The organism is Pseudomonas arabinosi (assembly GCF_047758675.1).
GTDB classification, from domain to species: Bacteria; Pseudomonadota; Gammaproteobacteria; order Pseudomonadales; family Pseudomonadaceae; genus Aquipseudomonas; species Aquipseudomonas arabinosi.
In genome coordinates, this window is record NZ_CP180480.1 from 5,093,414 (window position 1) to 5,110,179 (window position 16,766).

A 16,766-nucleotide genomic window follows, 5' to 3' on the forward strand; every position below is an offset into this window, starting at 1 on the left:
TACGAAAATTTACCTAGCCTATTCTCGGCGTGTATTAACATTCATCACCGATATATGATCGGCTGATCGAGAGCCCAACAATAAGAGTGCAGCGCAATGAATCTGAGCAAGGTCGACCTCAACCTTTTCATCGTCTTCGACGCGATCTACACCGAAGCCAACCTGACCCGCGCCGGGCAGATTGTCGGCATTACTCAACCGGCGGTCTCGAACGCTCTGGCCCGTCTGCGCGAGACCTTCAATGACCCGTTGTTCGTGCGTACCGCTCAGGGCATGGTCCCGACACCCATGGCGCAGAACATTATCGGGCCGGTGCGCAACGCCCTCTCCCTGCTGCGGGTGTCGGTGCAGGAAAGCCGTATTTTCAACCCGTTGCAGGCGGTCAAAACGTATCGCATCAGCATGACCGACCTCACCGAAGCGGTGATCCTGCCGGCACTGTTCCAGCGCCTTCGGCGCCTGGCGCCGACGGTGATCATCGAAAGCTTCCTGTCCAAGCGCCGGGAAACCACCAAGGAACTGGCGGCCGGGCGCCTCGATTTCGCTGTCGACGCGCCGCTCAACACTGACCCGCAAGTGCGCCACGTCAAGTTGATGGAAGACCGTTACGTGTGCGCCATGCGTAAAGGCCATCCGCTGGCGGGCAAAGAGAAGTTCACCCTCGATGATTACCTGTCGCTGACCCACATTCATATTTCCAGTCGCCGTAGCGGCCTGGGCCATGTCGACCTGGCCTTGGGCAAAATGGGCATCCAGCGCAAGATCGCCCTGCGATCCCAGCATTACTTGATGGCATCCCAGGTGTTGCAGCAGACCGACATGGTCATGACCGTGCCGGAACGCTTTGCCCGTCGTCATGACCTGTACTCGGTGAACCTGCCGGTCAACGATGTACCGCCGGTGGAAACCCACCTCTATTGGCACGAAAGCACTGATCAGGACCCGGCCAACCGCTGGATGCGCGAGCAGATGATCGAGTTGTGCCAGCAGGTGACGGCACATGAGAAGAAGCTCGATAAGGTCTAGGACTTTGCACCGCGGCGCCCCCATCGCGAGCAAGCTCGCTCCCACATTGGATTTGAGTTCACCTCGGTCCAGTGTGGGAGCGAGCTTGCTCGCGATGAGGCCCGCAAGAACACTGAAGATCCATGCCCCTTGACGTATACGTCAACCTGCCATTAGCTTAGCGCCATGACCTTTTTCGAGCGCTTCCATGAGCAGCCAGACCTATAGCATTTCCGACCTCGCCCGCGAGCTCGACATCACCACCCGGGCCATTCGTTTTTATGAAGAGCAAGGCCTGCTCAGCCCCGAGCGACGCGGTCAGGAACGCATCTACTCGCCCCGTGACAAGGTCAGCCTGAAGCTGATCCTGCGGGGCAAGCGCATTGGTTTCTCCCTGGCCGAATGCCGCGAGCTGATCGAACTCTACGACCCCACCGGCGGTAATCAGAAACAGCTGCAAACCATGCTGACCAAAATCGCCGAACGTCGCGAACAGCTGGAGCAGCAGATGCTCGACATCGAACAGATGAAGCTGGAACTGGACACCGCTCAGGAGCGTTGCACCCAGGCGCTGGAAAAAACAATCAAAAGCCAGCAAGTGGTTCAGTAGGTACACGCAGTCCCCTGTGGGAGCGAGCTTGCTCGCGATGGCGGACCGTCAGCCAACATCAATTTGAATGTCACGCCCTCATCGCGAGCAAGCTCGCTCCCACAGGGTTTTCTGAACATTCAGACAGTCAGCACAGGTCAACTCCCATGTCCCTACCCACTCACGTACGCCTGGTCGAAGTCGGCCCACGCGACGGTCTGCAAAACGAAGCCCAACCCATCAGCGTTGCGGACAAGGTGCAACTGGTCGACGCGCTGACCGCCGCCGGTCTCGGCTATATAGAAGTCGGCAGTTTCGTGTCGCCCAAATGGGTACCGCAAATGGCCGGTTCCGCCGACGTCTTCGCGCAGATCCAGCGCAAGCCGGGCGTGACTTATGGTGCGCTCGCCCCCAACCTGCGCGGGTTTGAAGACGCTATTGCGGCCGGGGTCAAGGAAGTCGCAGTGTTCGCCGCCGCGTCGGAATCGTTTTCTCAACGCAACATCAATTGCTCGATCAGCGAAAGCCTGGAGCGCTTCGTGCCGATCATGGAGGCGGCCAGGCAACACGGTGTCAGCGTGCGCGGTTACGTGTCCTGTGTGCTGGGCTGCCCTTACGAAGGTAACGTCGCGCCCGAGCAAGTCGCTCGAGTCGCTCGCGAGCTCTACGCGATGGGCTGCTATGAAGTTTCTCTGGGCGACACCATCGGCACGGGCACCGCTGGCGCGACCCGCAAGATGTTCGAGGTGGTCTCGGCCGACGTACCCCGTGAAAAACTGGCCGGGCACTTCCACGACACCTATGGCCAGGCCATGGCCAACATCTACGCCAGTCTGCTGGAAGGTATCTCGGTGTTCGACAGCTCCATCGCCGGTCTCGGTGGCTGCCCGTACGCCAAGGGCGCCAGCGGTAACGTCGCCACCGAAGACGTGGTTTACCTGCTCAATGGCCTGGGTATCGAGACCGGTATTGATCTGGACGCCTTGATTCTGGCCGGTCAGCAGATTTGCACGGTGCTGGGGCGCCCGACTGGTTCGCGCGTGGCCAAGGCTCGTAGCGCACAGTGAGTGCGCGGATGTGTCCGGGTGTTACCGCTGCGTCGGAAACGTGGGGCACAAGCGAGTAACACGGAAACAAATTGTCGGGTTTTGATTGAACGAAAAATCCGACAAAAACTTAAGTATTTGATTTTAAAGACTTTTTAAAAGTTGGCACGGCTTCTGCTATCTCTACTGCATAACAAGAACAAAAAAAGCGGCAAACCTAATAAAAATAAGACGTAACGACTCTGACATAACAAAAACAACACGGCAGAGACGCAGCTAACAGATTTTTTTGGAGAGGATGTGCTTTTCAGGGTGCTTTTCGGAGTAACCCGCAACCGGGCAGAGAACAATAAAACTACCTTCAGGTAGCTCCCGAACTGGTTGGATCGCTTAGCGAAAAAGTAGATCAGCGCTCAAAAAAATACGTTTGCTCTTGATCCCGGATGGGGATCGACAAAAACAGCGGTAAAGGGTCACGGTTTCTAAAAACAACAACAGACCGCCCCTCAATAATAAAAAAAGAGCACGCGCAACGACAAAATTAAAGGGGAGCTTCGGCTCCCCTTTGTGCTTTCTGGCATTCAGGTTTTCCTCGATCAAATTGTGGGAGCGGGCTTGCTCGCGAAGGCGGCGTGTCAGTCACTGCATGTGTCGACTGATCCACCGCCTTCGCGAGCAAGCCCGCTCCCACAAGGGGATTGTTGTCAGTCTTGGTTACCGCGCAACTCCTCGATACTGATCTCACGCATCCGAAACTTCTGGATCTTCCCGGTCACGGTCATCGGAAATTCATCGACGAACTTAAAGTAACGCGGTGTCTTGAAGTGCGCGATGCGCTCCTTGCACCACGCTTGCAGCTCCTGCTCGGTAGCGCTGTGGCCCGGATGGAATTTGATCCAGGCGACAATCTCTTCGCCATAACGCGAGCACGGAATCCCGATCACTTGCACATCGGCGACGGCCGGGTGGGTGAAGAAGAACTCTTCCAGCTCCCGTGGGTAAACATTCTCACCGCCGCGGATGATCATGTCCTTGTTACGTCCGGCAATGCATACGTAGCCTTCGTCGTTCATGCTCGCCAGATCACCGGTGTGTATCCAGCCTGCCTGATCGATGGCTTCCGCGGTGCCTTGCGGGTTTTTCCAATAACCAAGCATCACGCTATAGCCGCGGGTGCACAGCTCGCCGATAGTGCCGCGCGGCACCAGGTTGCCCGCCTCGTCGATGATTTTGCTTTCCAGTTGCGGCTGGGTGCGGCCGACGGTGGTGACGCGCAATTCCAGTTCGTCTGACGGACCGGTCTGCAACGACACCGGACTTGTTTCCGTCATGCCGTAGGCAATCTGCACTTCGCTCATGTGCATTTCACTGATGACCCGACGCATCACTTCGATCGGACAGGTCGCCCCGGCCATGATCCCGGTACGCAGACTCGACAGATCGAATTCAGCGCGCTTGGGCTGATCGAGCATGGCGATGAACATGGTCGGTACACCGTAAAGCGCGGTGGCCTTTTCTTCGGCAACAGTGGTCAGAGTCAGCAGTGGATCGAACGCATCGTTGGGGTAAATCATGGTGCTGCCGTGGGTCATGCAACCGAGGTTGCCCATGACCATGCCGAAGCAGTGATACAGCGGCACCGGGATGACCAGACGATCACTCGCGGTCAGGCCGAGGCTTTCGCCGACCATGTAACCGTTGTTGAGAATGTTGTAGTGGCTGAGGGTCGCGCCCTTCGGAAAACCGGTGGTGCCGGAGGTGTACTGGATGTTCACCGCCTGGTCGAAATGCAGGCTGTGCTGACGTTCGCTCAATTGCTCTGCCGACACGCTCCCGGCGATATCGGTCAATTGCGACCACGGCAGGAAACCCGATGGCGGCTGAGCATCAAGGCTGATCACACCGCGCAGCTCCGGCAGTCGTTCGCTCTGCAACTTTCCGATGGAGTGCTCAGCCAGCTCGGGAACGAGGCCCTGCAGCATCCCGTGATAGTCGGAGGACTTGAAGGCGCCTGCGCAGACCAGCCATTGGCAACCGGATTGCTTCAACACATATTCGAGTTCGGAGCTGCGATAGGCCGGGTTGATGTTGACCAGAATCACACCAATTTTCGCGCTGGCGAACTGGCTGATACACCATTGGGCGCAGTTCGGTGCCCAGATGCCGAGACGGTCACCGGCCTGCAAACCCAACGCCAACAGCGCTTTGGCATGCAGATCCACGGCTTCGGCCAGTTGCTGCCAGGTGTAGCGCAACTGTTGATGGCGCACGACCAGCGCCTCCCCGGTCGGGTACTTCGCGACGGTGTTATCGAACGCCTGGCCGATGGTCATCGCCAGCAAGGCTTTGTCCTGGGAACCGCGGGTATAGCTGCGCTGCGGGCTTGCACTGGGTTGATCCATGACGACCCCTATTGTCTTTATTAGTGGGTTGTTGGAACGAGGCATGGCTAGCCCCGATCATTCAGAACTGGCTCTACTCTCGCTCAAGTTGACGTTAACGTAAAGGGTGATTGACAGCCATTCGTCTCAGGCTTACGTTAACGTAAAGGTGAGAGCCGCATCACTGCCCTCCCTGCCCTACAAAAAAGCCAAAAGGTGACCCATGAGCTACCCATCCCTGAACTTTGCCCTCGGTGAAACCATCGACATGCTGCGCGATCAGGTTCAGTCCTTCGTCGCCAAAGAGATCGCACCACGCGCCGCTCAGATCGACATCGACAACCTGTTCCCCGCCGACCTGTGGCGTAAATTCGGCGACATGGGGCTGCTGGGCGTGACCGTCCCGGAAGAATACGGCGGCGCTGGCCTGGGTTACCTGGCCCACGTAGTGATCATGGAAGAAATCAGCCGCGGTTCGGCCTCGGTCGCTCTGTCCTACGGCGCGCACTCCAACCTCTGCGTCAACCAGATCAACCGCAACGGCAATCACGAACAGAAAACCAAATACCTGCCGAAGCTGATCAGCGGCGAGCACATCGGCGCCCTGGCCATGAGCGAACCGAATGCCGGTTCCGACGTGGTGTCGATGAAACTGCGTGCCGACAAACGCGGCGATCACTACGTCCTCAACGGCAGCAAAACCTGGATCACCAACGGTCCGGACGCCAACACCTATGTGATCTACGCCAAGACCGACCTGGAAAAAGGCCCCCACGGCATCACCGCGTTCATCGTTGAACGTGATTCCAAAGGCTTCAGCCGCAGCAACAAATTCGACAAGCTCGGCATGCGCGGTTCCAACACCTGCGAGCTGTTCTTCGATGACGTCGAAGTGCCGGAAGAAAATATCCTCGGCGTGCTCAACGGTGGCGTGAAGGTGCTGATGAGCGGCCTCGATTACGAACGCGTTGTCCTGTCCGGCGGCCCGACCGGAATCATGCAGGCCTGCATGGACTTGATCGTGCCGTACATCCACGACCGCAAGCAGTTCGGCCAAAGCATCGGCGAATTCCAGCTGATCCAGGGCAAGGTCGCCGACATGTACACCCAACTCAATGCCAGCCGTGCCTACCTCTATACGGTGGCCCAGGCGTGCGAGCGTGGCGAAACCGCCCGCAAGGACGCCGCTGGAGTCATCCTCTACAGCGCCGAATGCGCGACCCGAATGGCCCTCGACGCGATTCAGATTCTCGGTGGCAATGGCTACATCAACGAATTCCCGGCCGGTCGTCTGCTGCGTGATGCCAAGCTGTACGAAATCGGCGCCGGCACCAGTGAGATCCGTCGCATGCTGATCGGTCGCGAACTGTTCAACGAAACCCGCTAAACGGAGCTGTCCATGGCTATCCTGCATACCCAGCTCAACCCTCGTTCGGCGGAGTTCGCGGCCAACAGCGCGGCGATGCTCAAACAGGTCGACGCCCTGCACACCCTGCTCGCCAAAGTGCAGCAAGGTGGCGGCCCGAAGGCGCAAGAGCGCCACACCTCGCGGGGCAAACTGCTGCCTCGTGAACGGATCAATCGCCTGCTCGATCCGGGTTCGCCGTTTCTCGAGATCAGCCAACTGGCGGCCTACGAGGTATATGGCGAAGACGTTCCGGCCGCTGGCGTGATTGCCGGGATCGGCCGAGTGGAAGGCGTCGAATGCATGATCGTCGCCAACGACGCCACCGTAAAAGGTGGCTCGTATTACCCGCTGACCGTGAAAAAACACCTGCGCGCCCAAACCATCGCCCAGCAGAATCGCTTGCCATGCATTTACCTGGTGGACTCTGGCGGCGCCAACCTGCCACGCCAGGATGAAGTGTTCCCGGACCGTGAGCACTTCGGACGGATCTTCTTCAACCAGGCCAACATGAGCGCCATGGGCATCCCGCAAATTGCGGTAGTCATGGGCTCCTGCACCGCCGGTGGTGCGTACGTGCCGGCCATGGCCGACGAAGCGATCATGGTGCGCGAGCAAGCGACGATTTTCCTCGCCGGCCCGCCGCTAGTGAAAGCCGCGACCGGTGAAGTGGTCAGCGCCGAAGACCTCGGCGGGGCCGATGTGCACTGCAAGATTTCCGGGGTGGCCGACCACTACGCCGAGAGCGACGAACACGCCTTGGCCATTGCTCGGCGCAGCATCGCCAACCTCAACTGGCGCAAACTCGGCGAAGTGCAACAGCGCACGCCCATCGCCCCGCTCTACAACAGCGACGAGCTCTACGGCGTGGTGTCGGCGGATGCCAAGCAACCATTCGATGTGCGTGAAGTGATTGCGCGGTTGGTCGACGGTTCGGTGTTCGACGAATTCAAAGCACTGTTCGGGACGACCCTGGTGTGCGGCTTTGCCCACTTGCACGGTTACCCGATCGCGATCCTCGCCAACAACGGCATTCTGTTCGCCGAAGCGGCGCAGAAAGGCGCGCACTTCATCGAACTGGCATGTCAGCGCGGTATTCCGCTGCTGTTCCTGCAAAACATCACCGGTTTCATGGTCGGCCAGAAATACGAGGCCGGCGGCATCGCCAAGCATGGCGCCAAACTGGTGACCGCCGTGGCGTGCGCCAAGGTGCCGAAGTTCACCGTGATCATCGGCGGCAGTTTTGGTGCCGGTAACTACGGCATGTGCGGCCGGGCTTACGATCCACGCTTCCTGTGGATGTGGCCGAACGCACGCATCGGCGTGATGGGCGCCGAGCAGGCTGCAGGTGTGTTGGTGCAGGTGAAACGCGAGCAGGCCGAGCGCAGTGGCCAAAGTTTCAGTGCCGAGCAGGAAGCCGAAATCAAGCAACCGATCCTCGACCAGTATGAAGAACAGGGTCATCCCTACTACTCCAGCGCCCGGTTGTGGGACGACGGTGTCATCGACCCGGCGCAAACCCGCGATGTATTGGCCCTGGCCTTGTCGGCGTCGCTGAATGCGCCTGTCGAACAGAGCCGCTTCGGCGTGTTCCGGATGTGATCGGGAGAAAATCATGAGCGACTTCAACACCCTCGAACTGCTGACCGACCCGCGTGGCTTTGCCACCCTGTGGCTCAGCCGTGAAGAAAAGAACAACGCGTTCAACGCCGAAATGATCCGCGAACTGATCCTCGCGCTGGACAAGGTGTCGAGCGATGCCAGTCTGCGTTTCCTGTTAGTGCGTGGACGCGGCAAGCATTTCAGCGCCGGCGCGGATCTGGCCTGGATGCAGCAATCGGCCGAACTCGATTACCACACCAACCTCGACGACGCCCGGGAACTGGCGGAGTTGATGTACAACCTCGCCAAGCTGAAAGTCCCGACACTGGCGGTGGTGCAAGGCGCTGCATTCGGTGGTGCGTTGGGCCTGATCAGTTGCTGCGACATGGCGATTGGCGCCGATGACGCGCAGTTCTGCCTGTCGGAAGTGCGCATCGGCCTGGCCCCGGCGGTGATCAGTCCGTTCGTGGTGCAAGCCATCGGCGAACGCGCGGCACGGCGCTATGCGCTGACCGCCGAGCGTTTCGGCGGACAACGAGCGCGGGAAATCGGCTTGTTGTCGGAGAGTTATCCGATCGCTGAGCTGGAACAGAAAGTCGAGCAGTGGATCGACAACCTGTTGCTCAACAGCCCGGCCGCCATGCGCTCCAGCAAGGACTTGTTGCGCGAAGTCGGCCACGGCGCGCTGACCCCGGCACTACGCCGCTACACCGAAAATGCCATCGCCCGAATTCGCGTCAGCCCCGAAGGTCAGGAAGGCCTGCGGGCCTTTCTGCAGAAACGTCCGCCGAGCTGGCAAGCCGAAACCACCACCAAGGAGCCGCGTTGATGAGCGCACCTGTTCTCACCACCTTGATGGTGGCCAACCGCGGCGAAATCGCTTGCCGGGTGATGCGCACCGCCAAAGCCCTGGGCCTGACCACCGTGGCCGTTCATAGCGCCACTGACCGTGAAGCCCGACACAGCCGCGAAGCGGATATCCGCGTCGACCTCGGCGGCAGCAAAGCCGCTGACAGTTACCTGCAAATCGACAAACTGATCGCCGCCGCCAAGGCCAGCGGCGCTCAGGCGATTCATCCGGGCTATGGCTTTCTTTCCGAGAACGCCGGATTCGCCCGCGCGATTGAAGAAGCTGGCCTGATTTTCCTCGGCCCGCCCGCCTCGGCCATTGATGCGATGGGCAGCAAATCCGCGGCCAAAGCCTTGATGGAAACCGCTGGCGTGCCGCTGGTGCCTGGCTATCACGGTGAAGCTCAGGACCTCGACACTTTCCGCGACGCCTGCGAACGCATTGGTTATCCAGTGCTGCTCAAGGCCACCGCGGGCGGTGGTGGCAAAGGCATGAAAGTGGTCGAGGATGTCAGCCAGTTGGCCGAAGCCCTGGCCTCGGCCCAGCGTGAAGCGAAATCCTCGTTCGGCGATTCACGGATGCTGGTGGAGAAGTACCTGCTCAAACCGCGTCACGTGGAAATCCAGGTCTTTGCCGATCAGCATGGCAACTGCCTGTACCTCAACGAACGTGACTGCTCGATTCAGCGTCGGCACCAAAAAGTCGTCGAAGAAGCACCCGCTCCAGGCTTGAGCCCGGAACTGCGTCGCGCCATGGGCGAAGCCGCTGTGCGTTCGGCGCAGGCCATCGGTTACGTCGGCGCCGGCACCGTGGAGTTTCTGTTGGATTCGCGGGGTGAGTTCTTCTTCATGGAGATGAACACACGCCTGCAAGTCGAACACCCGGTCACCGAAGCCATCACCGGCCTCGATCTGGTGGCCTGGCAGATTCGTGTGGCCCGCGGCGAAGCGCTGCCGATGACTCAAGCCGAGGTTCCGCTGATCGGTCATGCCATCGAAGTGCGGTTGTATGCCGAAGACCCGGGCAATGATTTCCTGCCGGCGACCGGGCGACTGGAGCTGTATCGCGAATCGGCCGAAGGTCCGGGACGTCGTGTGGACAGTGGCGTCGAAGAAGGCGATGAAATTTCACCGTTCTACGACCCGATGCTCGGCAAACTGATTGCCTGGGGCGAGGATCGTGAACAGGCGCGACTGCGGCTGCTGAGCATGCTCGATGAGTTTGCCATTGGCGGGCTCAAGACCAACATCAACTTCCTGCGCCGGATCGTCGGCCATCCGGCATTTGCTGCGGCTGAATTGGATACCGGGTTCATTCCGCGTTATCAGGAAGAACTGCTGCCAAGTGCCTCGGACCTCAGTGACGAATTCTGGCAAGCCGCCGCCCGGGCATTTGCCCAAAGCCAGCCGAATTCTCCACGTGCCGATGACCCGGTTTCGCCTTGGGCCAACAGCAATGGTTTCCGTGCCGGACTGCCGACAGAAATCACCCTGCACTTGAGTTGTGAAGGCCAGGATCGCGCGCTGACGTTGGGCGACGCTGATGCCCACACTGCTCAACTCAAGGGCGAGCAACTGCTGACCGAGCACAACGGCCTGCGCCGCCAGCATCGGGCAATCCGCCGTGGCGACGTTCTGTATCTGCAATGGGAAGGTGAATTGCGCCGCATCGAGTCCTACGACCCGATCAGTGCCGTCGAAGCCAGCCACAGCCATCATGGCGGGCTGACCGCGCCCATGAATGGCAGCATCGTGCGGGTACTGGTGGAAGCCGGGCAAACGGTAGAAGCCGGGGCGCAACTGGTGGTGCTGGAGGCGATGAAGATGGAGCACAGCATTCGTGCGCCACACGCCGGGGTGATCAAGGCGCTGTATTGCCAGGAAGGCGAGATGGTCAGTGAAGGCAGTGCGTTGGTCGAGTTTGAAGAAGCATGAAATGAAGATCGGTCCTACGTCTTGCGAGGACCGATCTGATTAGAATTTGGCGGTTGCCTGAACCACTACGCCGATAATTCGGCACTCGTCGGTGAAGATAGCCTTCGGATAGGTCGGATTGAGCGGGACCAGGTAACGCTGCCCGCCCTCTTCGATCAGCTTGCGAAAGGTCGCCTCGGCGCTGTCCGGCCACTGGGCGATCACCAGTTTTCCGGGTTCCGGCACGATGGCCGGGTCCACCAGGATCATCATGCCCTCGGCGATGCTGATACCGGTGGGCGCAGTCATCGCATCGCCGACCACACTCAGCCAGAATGCCGGGCCCTGGGCGTGGTAGTCGGTCAGCTCGAAGCGTTCCTCCTTGCGATACACCGTCAGCTCACCATCGCGCAGCTGCGCCGGCTCCTTCCAGTCACTGACCGGGTAGCGGAAGTACGGGTTGTACTTCAGCGCCAGAGGCATCTCCTCCTCTTCCAGAATGAGAGGTTCGCGGATCACCAGCACCACTTCGAGAAAGTCCATGCCCAGCGCCTTCAACACACGGTTCATGTTGACGACGCCGGGGTCGCGGCGTTTGTTCAGCCAGTGGCCGACGCCGCCCTGGGACATCCCGAGGCGATCTGCGAGTTCTTCTTGAGTGACTTTGAGCTCACTCATCTTGGCCTTGACCAATTCAATCCATTTATCCATGTGCGGCACGATACGTGGGCGCCTCCGGCCGTCAAAACACAAATTGTAGTATTTAATCTCTCGTCATAAATACAGTACGTACTAGGATTGATTCACGGATCTGAATCTATCACGGAGTTTGCCATCGCCATGTCCATCCCCAGCAACGACCTGCCAGACATGCAAATCGACACCACCCTCACCTCGCCAAAAGGCTCTGCCGCTGCGCAACGAGCACTGGACTATTACTTGAAACCAGCTGTTTCAGAGGAAGTGGTCGAAGAACGTTTCTTTGACGTAAACCGCAACATCAGCTGCGAAGAGGCGCTGGTCCATGCCACGGATTTGCTACGTTGTGCCGCCGCCATCGCGTACGAGTCCGCCAGCAATTTGCAGGGTGCAAGTCGGGACCTGGCGTTTTCGGCGGTGCACATGATCGACATGGCCAGGGCGATGGTGGATCGATCTCTGGAGGGCGATCAGAACGGGTGACACACGGGTGCTTGCGAGGAGGACGGGAAAGATTTTTCCAATCGCGCAGATAAAAGCATTTGACTTGCAAACGAGAATGATTATTATTGCATGCAGCTGGTCGCGAGATCAGTCGATTGTCCAAGTGACCTTAGGTCGGTCTCCTGGACTATCTCCTCATCAGGCTAATCACGGTTTTTGACCCGGCTTTTTGCCGGGTCTTTTTTTTGCCAGTTATTCTGGCTTTACCTTCAGGCTAATGAAGTCTTTAGGTGCTGCAAATTCGAATGGCGCGGATGATATCAAAAGAATATCCGTTGGCAAGAGAAGCCCGGCATCATTGGCCCAAACTAATCAAAAATAGCGCTTGAGAATCAATCGCACAGCCTCTAAGCTTCGTCGGCGTCAAGGAGGACGCCCCCCGCTTCACCCCAGAATTTCCCCCGGTTTTTCCCTTCCCAGCGTGTAAAGTAGCAGCCATAAAAATCATATTCAGGAATCGACTATGACCGTGGCTAAATCCTCTTTCGACATCAGTGCCAACTTCGACAGTGGCAACATTGAAGTGCTGGACATCAGCAATCCGTTGCAAGCCCTGCTGGCCATCAAGCCAGACACCCGCAGCCAGCACTTTCAGTGGTTCCACTTCAAGGCCAGCGGTCTGCACGTCGGTCAGGAGCACTGGTTTCGTCTGAACAATGCCAGCAAGTCCTCCTACAACAAAGCCTGGGATGGTTATCAGGCGGTGGCGTCCTACGACCACGTCAACTGGTTCCGGGTGCCGACCATTTTCGAAGGTGACTGCCTGCGCTTCAGCCTTGAAGCCACCGCCACCCACGCCTGGTTTGCTTACTTCGAACCCTACAGCCGCGGTCGCCATGACTGGTTGATCGAGCAAGCGCTGACCAAGGCCGGCACCGAACTGCTGGCCACCGGTAAGAGCGTCGAAGGTCGAGACATCCAGCTGCTGCGTAAAGGCACGGGCGCCGAAGGTCAGCGCAAGGTCTGGATCATTGCCCAGCAACACCCCGGCGAACACATGGCTGAGTGGTTCATGGAAGGCGTGATCGAACGTCTCGAAAAACACGACGATCCGGTATTGAACAAACTGCTGACCAGCGCCGATTTGTACTTGGTGCCGAACATGAACCCGGACGGCGCTTTCCACGGTCACCTGCGCACCAACGCCATGGGCCAGGACCTGAACCGCGCCTGGCAGAGCGCCAGCCAGGAAATCAGCCCGGAAGTGCTGTTCGTTCAGCAGCAGATGGAAAAGTACGGCGTGGACCTGTTCCTCGACATCCATGGCGATGAAGAAATCCCCTACGTGTTCACCGCCGGGTGCGAAGGCAATCCGGGGTACACGCCACGAATCGAAAAACTCGAAGAGCATTTCCGCAGTCATCTGAAGCACCTGACCAAGGACTTCCAGACCAAGCACGGCTACACCCGCGACGAACCGGGCAAAGCCAACATGACCCTGGCGTGCAACAGCGTCGGCGAGAAATTCGACTGCCTGTCACTGACCCTGGAAATGCCCTTCAAGGACAACAACGATGCGCCGAATGCGCAGACCGGCTGGTCCGGCAAGCGTTCGAAGCAGTTGGGTAAGGATGTGCTGACCACCGTTGCGGATATGGTCAACACTTTGCGCTGAACACGCGCAATCAAAAGATCGCAGGCTTCGCCAGCTCCTACGCCGACCGTGTGAACCGCACGAATCTTTGTAGGAGCTGCCGCAGGCTGCGATCTTTTAGCCGCGATCCTTGCCCCGCAACATGCTGTCCAGCACGTCGTCGCGGCGCACCCAGCCGTGAAACAACGCCGCCGCCAAATGCAGCAGCACCGTCAGGAACAGCAAATACGCTAGATACCCGTGAGCCTTGCGCAGGATCGCAAATACCTGCGCATTGGCCGGTACGATCGATGGCAACTGCAACGAGCTGCTGAGCATCACCGGATCCCCCGCCGCCGAAATCATCGCCCAACCCAGCAGCGGCAGAATCAGCATCAAGGCGTACAGCAACACATGCGAAGCCTTGGCCGCCAGCGCTTGCCAACCCGGCAGATCCGCCGGCAGCGGTGGCTGCTGAGTGGAAAATCGCACGGCCAGGCGCACGATCACCAGCAGCAGAATCGCGACGCCCAAGGGTTTGTGCAGATGAATCAACCACTGATGACGCTCGGACACCGAAGCGGCCATGCCCGCGCCGATAAACAACATGGCAATGATCATCAGCGCCATCAGCCAGTGCAGCAGTCGCGCTAAAGGCGCGAAATGGTTCGGTTGAGCGCTCATTGACGAGACTCCTGTTTATTAGCGGCGGGCAACTGGCTGACTTCGCTGGTACGACGCAAGTAAGAAGTGGCGTACCCCGCTGAACGAGCGGCGAGCAATGGGTCGTCGGAACCTTCTATGCCGGCGGGCAGTACCAGCGGGTCGTAGTTGATGTCACGGCATTCGCCACTGAGTTGCGGCTGAGTGCTTTCGAGCACCAGGGTGCCGGCGTTCAACACTTTGCGCCCCTCGGGCCAGGCCTTGCTGGCGTCGTTGACCGGATCACCAGGGTTGGCCAGCGTGATGTTCAACTGCCAACGCAGCGGCCCTGCGGAAATACGCTGAACCAGATCTTTCTCCAGGAACTCACCCCCCTCAGGCGCCGTAGCACCCGCTGCATCCTGAGCGACGGGCACCATGCTCCAGCGCACCGCCTGCCGTTGTCCGGCCGCGTTCACCAGGTAAAACGCATTGACGCTGTTGTAGGTTTCCGTCACGTAGCTGGCCGACGGCTTGGCGGTTTTGATCCAGGCCAGGAACGGTGCAGCTTCTGGATGTGAACCGAAGAACGCTGGCACGGCAGCCGGGTTCGGCTTGCCGGTGGCCGGGTCAGGCGACTGGGCTTGTTGCAATTGATAGAACGCCTCGGGCGTACCCACCGGGAACACCGGCATGCTGTTCATCCCGGTGCGCCACTGCTGGCCGTTAGCCTGGGTGAATCGCAAGGCCAGGCTGCGGATCGGCACACTGTTGTCCGGCGCATAAGGATTACCGGCCGGCAAGGCGAAACGCCCGACCACCGGGGTCCGCGCTGCATTGAACACCTGAGCGTTGGAATAGCTGCGCGCCTCACCGCTGCTTTCGAAATGTCCGATCACGCACACGCCTTTGGAGTGGTTACGCCGGAACCCCGGGTGCACGCCGTTGTTGGTCTCCAGCACATTGATCAGCTTTTTCGGCGTCAGGCGCTGTGGGTCGAAGGTGCCGTTGACGTAGGCAAAAGCCCCGGCCACTGCGGCAACCACCACAGCAATACCGGCCAGACGTAACGTCAGGCTCGCGGCACTCAAGGGTGGCCGGGGTGGCGGTGATGAGCGATCTACCATGAAAGACTCCAGGGCCATCGGCCACAAGTGAGAAGGATCAAGCAGACGAACCCCACAGCGGTTTATTCCATCGCGCCGTATTTATTTTTTCAGGCGTGGAATAACCTCGACTGCCGGGCGTCTTCCTAGTCCACAGCGTAGTGACTAGCCAGAACTTCATGAACGATATCGACGAACAGCTGAGAGAAATCATTCCCAGATTGCGCCGGTTTGCCGTGTCGTTGACGCGCAATCCCAGCAGCGCCGACGACCTGGTGCAGTCTTGCCTTGAGCGCGCGCTGTCGAGTTGGGGCGACAAACGCCCCGAGGGCGACTTGCGCGCCTGGCTGTTTTCGATTCTGTATCGACAGTTTCTCGATGCTCACCGGCGCTCCCGGCGTTATGCGCGGATGCTCGAATTCTTTACCGGGCGTGACGACTCACAGCCGTCGGTGGAGCGCACCGTGATCGCCCAATCAACCCTGAAAGCCTTCGATCAGCTCACCACCGAACAACGCGCCCTGCTGCTCTGGGTCTCGGTCGAAGGCTTGAGTTACAAAGAGGTCGCCGAGATTCTCGACGTCCCCACCGGCACCGTGATGTCCCGCCTGTCCCGCGCCCGCCAGGCCTTGCGCCAGCTCAGCGACGGCGAAATCACCCGCCCTTCTTTGCGGAGACTCAAATGATCAGCCTGCCCCCAAGCGAGCGTGACCTGCACGCCTATGTCGACCAACAACTCAGCGAGGCCGACCGACGTCTGGTGGAGACTTTTCTGGCCAGCAACGCGGAGGTGGCTGCACAAGTGCGTGCCTGGCAGCAGGACGCCCAGCAATTGCGCGCGGCATTGAGCGGTGCCCTGCAGCAACCGGCCAATCCGGACCTCGACCCGGCGCGGATTCGCCAACGCCTCAAACGACAATCTCGCCGTCACCTGGCCAGTGCCGCCGTGTTGCTGATCGCGGTCAGCGTCGGCGGGTTCAGCGGTTGGCAAGCCCGGGAGATGACGTTCATCAGTGCCCAACTGCCGATGACCGATGCCCTGCAGGCCTACCGACTGATTGCCCAGCAAGGCATCCTGCCGGCCGATTACACAGTCAGCGACGACGGTGATATGCAGGGTTGGCTCGACCGCTATTTCACTCAGTCCAATCGCTTGCCTGACCTCTCGGGCACCGGTTTCAAACCGGTCAGCGGACGCTTGCTCAGCACCGAGCAAGGGCCAGCGGCGATGGTGGTTTACGAGGATCAAAGCGGCCATAAAGTCAGTTTCTACGTCCGCCCACCAGGACCGAAAAACTACCTGTTGCCGAGGGGCAGTCGCAGCGATGGCGAGTTGCAGGCCGAGTACTGGTCAGGGGGCGGGTACAACTATGCGATGGTCAGCCCGACGGATACGCCGGCGGCGCAGATGCTCAAGAAAACCGTCCAGTTCTGACCACACCACCAATCAA

General features: G+C 59.3%; 15 protein-coding genes. 11 read left to right on the top strand and 4 right to left on the bottom strand.

Translation table 11 applies throughout. The features are described 5' to 3' along the window. Window positions 1-96 precede the first annotated feature (96 nt). From ACMXYJ_RS23795 to ACMXYJ_RS23805, 3 genes are all read left to right on the top strand, one after another. Window positions 97-1,026: a LysR family transcriptional regulator gene (locus ACMXYJ_RS23795; protein WP_046047541.1), complete on the top strand. Its 930-nt coding sequence runs from the start codon at window positions 97-99 to the stop codon at window positions 1,024-1,026. Between the two features lie 187 nt (window positions 1,027-1,213). Further along, entirely contained in the window at window positions 1,214-1,615 is a 402-nt protein-coding gene (locus tag ACMXYJ_RS23800; protein ID WP_415757166.1) for a MerR family transcriptional regulator, read from the top strand. A 146-nt stretch (window positions 1,616-1,761) separates the two neighbouring features. Further along, window positions 1,762-2,661 (top strand): hydroxymethylglutaryl-CoA lyase, encoded by a 900-nt coding sequence (locus ACMXYJ_RS23805; RefSeq protein WP_415757167.1) that lies wholly within the window; start codon window positions 1,762-1,764, stop codon window positions 2,659-2,661. A 683-nt stretch (window positions 2,662-3,344) separates the two neighbouring features. On the opposite strand, the gene ACMXYJ_RS23810 is transcribed toward ACMXYJ_RS23805, so the two are convergent. Then, entirely contained in the window at window positions 3,345-5,042 is a 1,698-nt protein-coding gene (locus ACMXYJ_RS23810) for an AMP-binding protein (protein ID WP_415757168.1), read from the bottom strand. Between the two features lie 202 nt (window positions 5,043-5,244). Here ACMXYJ_RS23810 and ACMXYJ_RS23815 point away from each other — a divergent pair, with 202 nt between their 5' ends. Genes ACMXYJ_RS23815 through ACMXYJ_RS23830 form a run of 4 tightly spaced genes read left to right on the top strand, consistent with a single transcriptional unit; the run spans window position 5,245 to window position 10,812 of the window. Continuing rightward, on the top strand, window positions 5,245-6,408 hold the full coding sequence (locus ACMXYJ_RS23815) for an isovaleryl-CoA dehydrogenase (protein ID WP_415757169.1): 1,164 nt from the start codon (window positions 5,245-5,247) through the stop codon (window positions 6,406-6,408). A 12-nt stretch (window positions 6,409-6,420) separates the two neighbouring features. After that, the gene (locus ACMXYJ_RS23820) at window positions 6,421-8,028 is read left to right on the top strand and encodes a carboxyl transferase domain-containing protein (protein WP_415757170.1); all 1,608 of its coding nucleotides are present in this window, start codon (window positions 6,421-6,423) and stop codon (window positions 8,026-8,028) included. 13 nt (window positions 8,029-8,041) lie between these two features. Continuing rightward, window positions 8,042-8,857: a gamma-carboxygeranoyl-CoA hydratase gene (locus ACMXYJ_RS23825; protein ID WP_056740299.1), complete on the top strand. Its 816-nt coding sequence runs from the start codon at window positions 8,042-8,044 to the stop codon at window positions 8,855-8,857. Next, complete coding sequence (locus tag ACMXYJ_RS23830; RefSeq protein WP_415757171.1) at window positions 8,857-10,812, top strand: acetyl/propionyl/methylcrotonyl-CoA carboxylase subunit alpha; 1,956 nt, start codon at window positions 8,857-8,859, stop codon at window positions 10,810-10,812. Before ACMXYJ_RS23825 ends, ACMXYJ_RS23830 begins: the two co-directional genes overlap by 1 nt. A 39-nt stretch (window positions 10,813-10,851) precedes the next feature. Here ACMXYJ_RS23830 and ACMXYJ_RS23835 read toward each other — a convergent pair whose 3' ends face one another. Then, a complete protein-coding gene (locus tag ACMXYJ_RS23835; protein ID WP_111449051.1) occupies window positions 10,852-11,502 on the bottom strand; it encodes a LexA family protein in 651 nt (216 codons plus the stop codon). Window positions 11,503-11,631: 129 nt separating this feature from the next. Here ACMXYJ_RS23835 and ACMXYJ_RS23840 point away from each other — a divergent pair, with 129 nt between their 5' ends. Together ACMXYJ_RS23840 and ACMXYJ_RS23845 are read left to right on the top strand one after the other, a co-directional pair. Then, entirely contained in the window at window positions 11,632-11,973 is a 342-nt protein-coding gene (locus ACMXYJ_RS23840) for a DUF6124 family protein (protein WP_415757172.1), read from the top strand. Between the two features lie 484 nt (window positions 11,974-12,457). Further along, window positions 12,458-13,609: a M14 family metallopeptidase gene (locus ACMXYJ_RS23845; RefSeq protein WP_415757173.1), complete on the top strand. Its 1,152-nt coding sequence runs from the start codon at window positions 12,458-12,460 to the stop codon at window positions 13,607-13,609. 96 nt (window positions 13,610-13,705) lie between these two features. Here ACMXYJ_RS23845 and ACMXYJ_RS23850 read toward each other — a convergent pair whose 3' ends face one another. After that, a complete protein-coding gene (locus tag ACMXYJ_RS23850) occupies window positions 13,706-14,251 on the bottom strand; it encodes a cytochrome b (protein ID WP_415757174.1) in 546 nt (181 codons plus the stop codon). Beyond that, entirely contained in the window at window positions 14,248-15,336 is a 1,089-nt protein-coding gene (locus tag ACMXYJ_RS23855) for a catalase family peroxidase (RefSeq protein ID WP_415757175.1), read from the bottom strand. Before ACMXYJ_RS23855 ends, ACMXYJ_RS23850 begins: the two co-directional genes overlap by 4 nt. A gap of 158 nt (window positions 15,337-15,494) precedes the next feature. Between ACMXYJ_RS23855 and ACMXYJ_RS23860 the strand changes: the two genes are divergently transcribed. Continuing rightward, a complete protein-coding gene (locus ACMXYJ_RS23860; RefSeq protein WP_076028005.1) occupies window positions 15,495-16,001 on the top strand; it encodes an RNA polymerase sigma factor in 507 nt (168 codons plus the stop codon). Continuing rightward, complete coding sequence (locus ACMXYJ_RS23865) at window positions 15,998-16,750, top strand: anti-sigma factor family protein (protein ID WP_415757176.1); 753 nt, start codon at window positions 15,998-16,000, stop codon at window positions 16,748-16,750. The genes ACMXYJ_RS23860 and ACMXYJ_RS23865 overlap by 4 nt, the downstream gene beginning before the upstream one ends. Window positions 16,751-16,766: the final 16 nt, after the last annotated feature.

What these genes read in the sequence shown, in the direction of transcription:
- ACMXYJ_RS23795 (WP_046047541.1), top strand. Translation starts at nt 97, where the DNA reads ATGAATCTGAGCAAGGTCGACCTCAACCTTTTCATCGTCTTCGACGCG.
- ACMXYJ_RS23800 (WP_415757166.1), top strand. Translation starts at nt 1,214, where the DNA reads ATGAGCAGCCAGACCTATAGCATTTCCGACCTCGCCCGCGAGCTCGAC.
- ACMXYJ_RS23805 (WP_415757167.1), top strand. Translation starts at nt 1,762, where the DNA reads ATGTCCCTACCCACTCACGTACGCCTGGTCGAAGTCGGCCCACGCGAC.
- ACMXYJ_RS23810 (WP_415757168.1), bottom strand. Translation starts at nt 5,042, where the DNA reads ATGGATCAACCCAGTGCAAGCCCGCAGCGCAGCTATACCCGCGGTTCC.
- ACMXYJ_RS23815 (WP_415757169.1), top strand. Translation starts at nt 5,245, where the DNA reads ATGAGCTACCCATCCCTGAACTTTGCCCTCGGTGAAACCATCGACATG.
- ACMXYJ_RS23820 (WP_415757170.1), top strand. Translation starts at nt 6,421, where the DNA reads ATGGCTATCCTGCATACCCAGCTCAACCCTCGTTCGGCGGAGTTCGCG.
- ACMXYJ_RS23825 (WP_056740299.1), top strand. Translation starts at nt 8,042, where the DNA reads ATGAGCGACTTCAACACCCTCGAACTGCTGACCGACCCGCGTGGCTTT.
- ACMXYJ_RS23830 (WP_415757171.1), top strand. Translation starts at nt 8,857, where the DNA reads ATGAGCGCACCTGTTCTCACCACCTTGATGGTGGCCAACCGCGGCGAA.
- ACMXYJ_RS23835 (WP_111449051.1), bottom strand. Translation starts at nt 11,502, where the DNA reads ATGGATAAATGGATTGAATTGGTCAAGGCCAAGATGAGTGAGCTCAAA.
- ACMXYJ_RS23840 (WP_415757172.1), top strand. Translation starts at nt 11,632, where the DNA reads ATGTCCATCCCCAGCAACGACCTGCCAGACATGCAAATCGACACCACC.
- ACMXYJ_RS23845 (WP_415757173.1), top strand. Translation starts at nt 12,458, where the DNA reads ATGACCGTGGCTAAATCCTCTTTCGACATCAGTGCCAACTTCGACAGT.
- ACMXYJ_RS23850 (WP_415757174.1), bottom strand. Translation starts at nt 14,251, where the DNA reads ATGAGCGCTCAACCGAACCATTTCGCGCCTTTAGCGCGACTGCTGCAC.
- ACMXYJ_RS23855 (WP_415757175.1), bottom strand. Translation starts at nt 15,336, where the DNA reads ATGGTAGATCGCTCATCACCGCCACCCCGGCCACCCTTGAGTGCCGCG.
- ACMXYJ_RS23860 (WP_076028005.1), top strand. Translation starts at nt 15,495, where the DNA reads ATGAACGATATCGACGAACAGCTGAGAGAAATCATTCCCAGATTGCGC.
- ACMXYJ_RS23865 (WP_415757176.1), top strand. Translation starts at nt 15,998, where the DNA reads ATGATCAGCCTGCCCCCAAGCGAGCGTGACCTGCACGCCTATGTCGAC.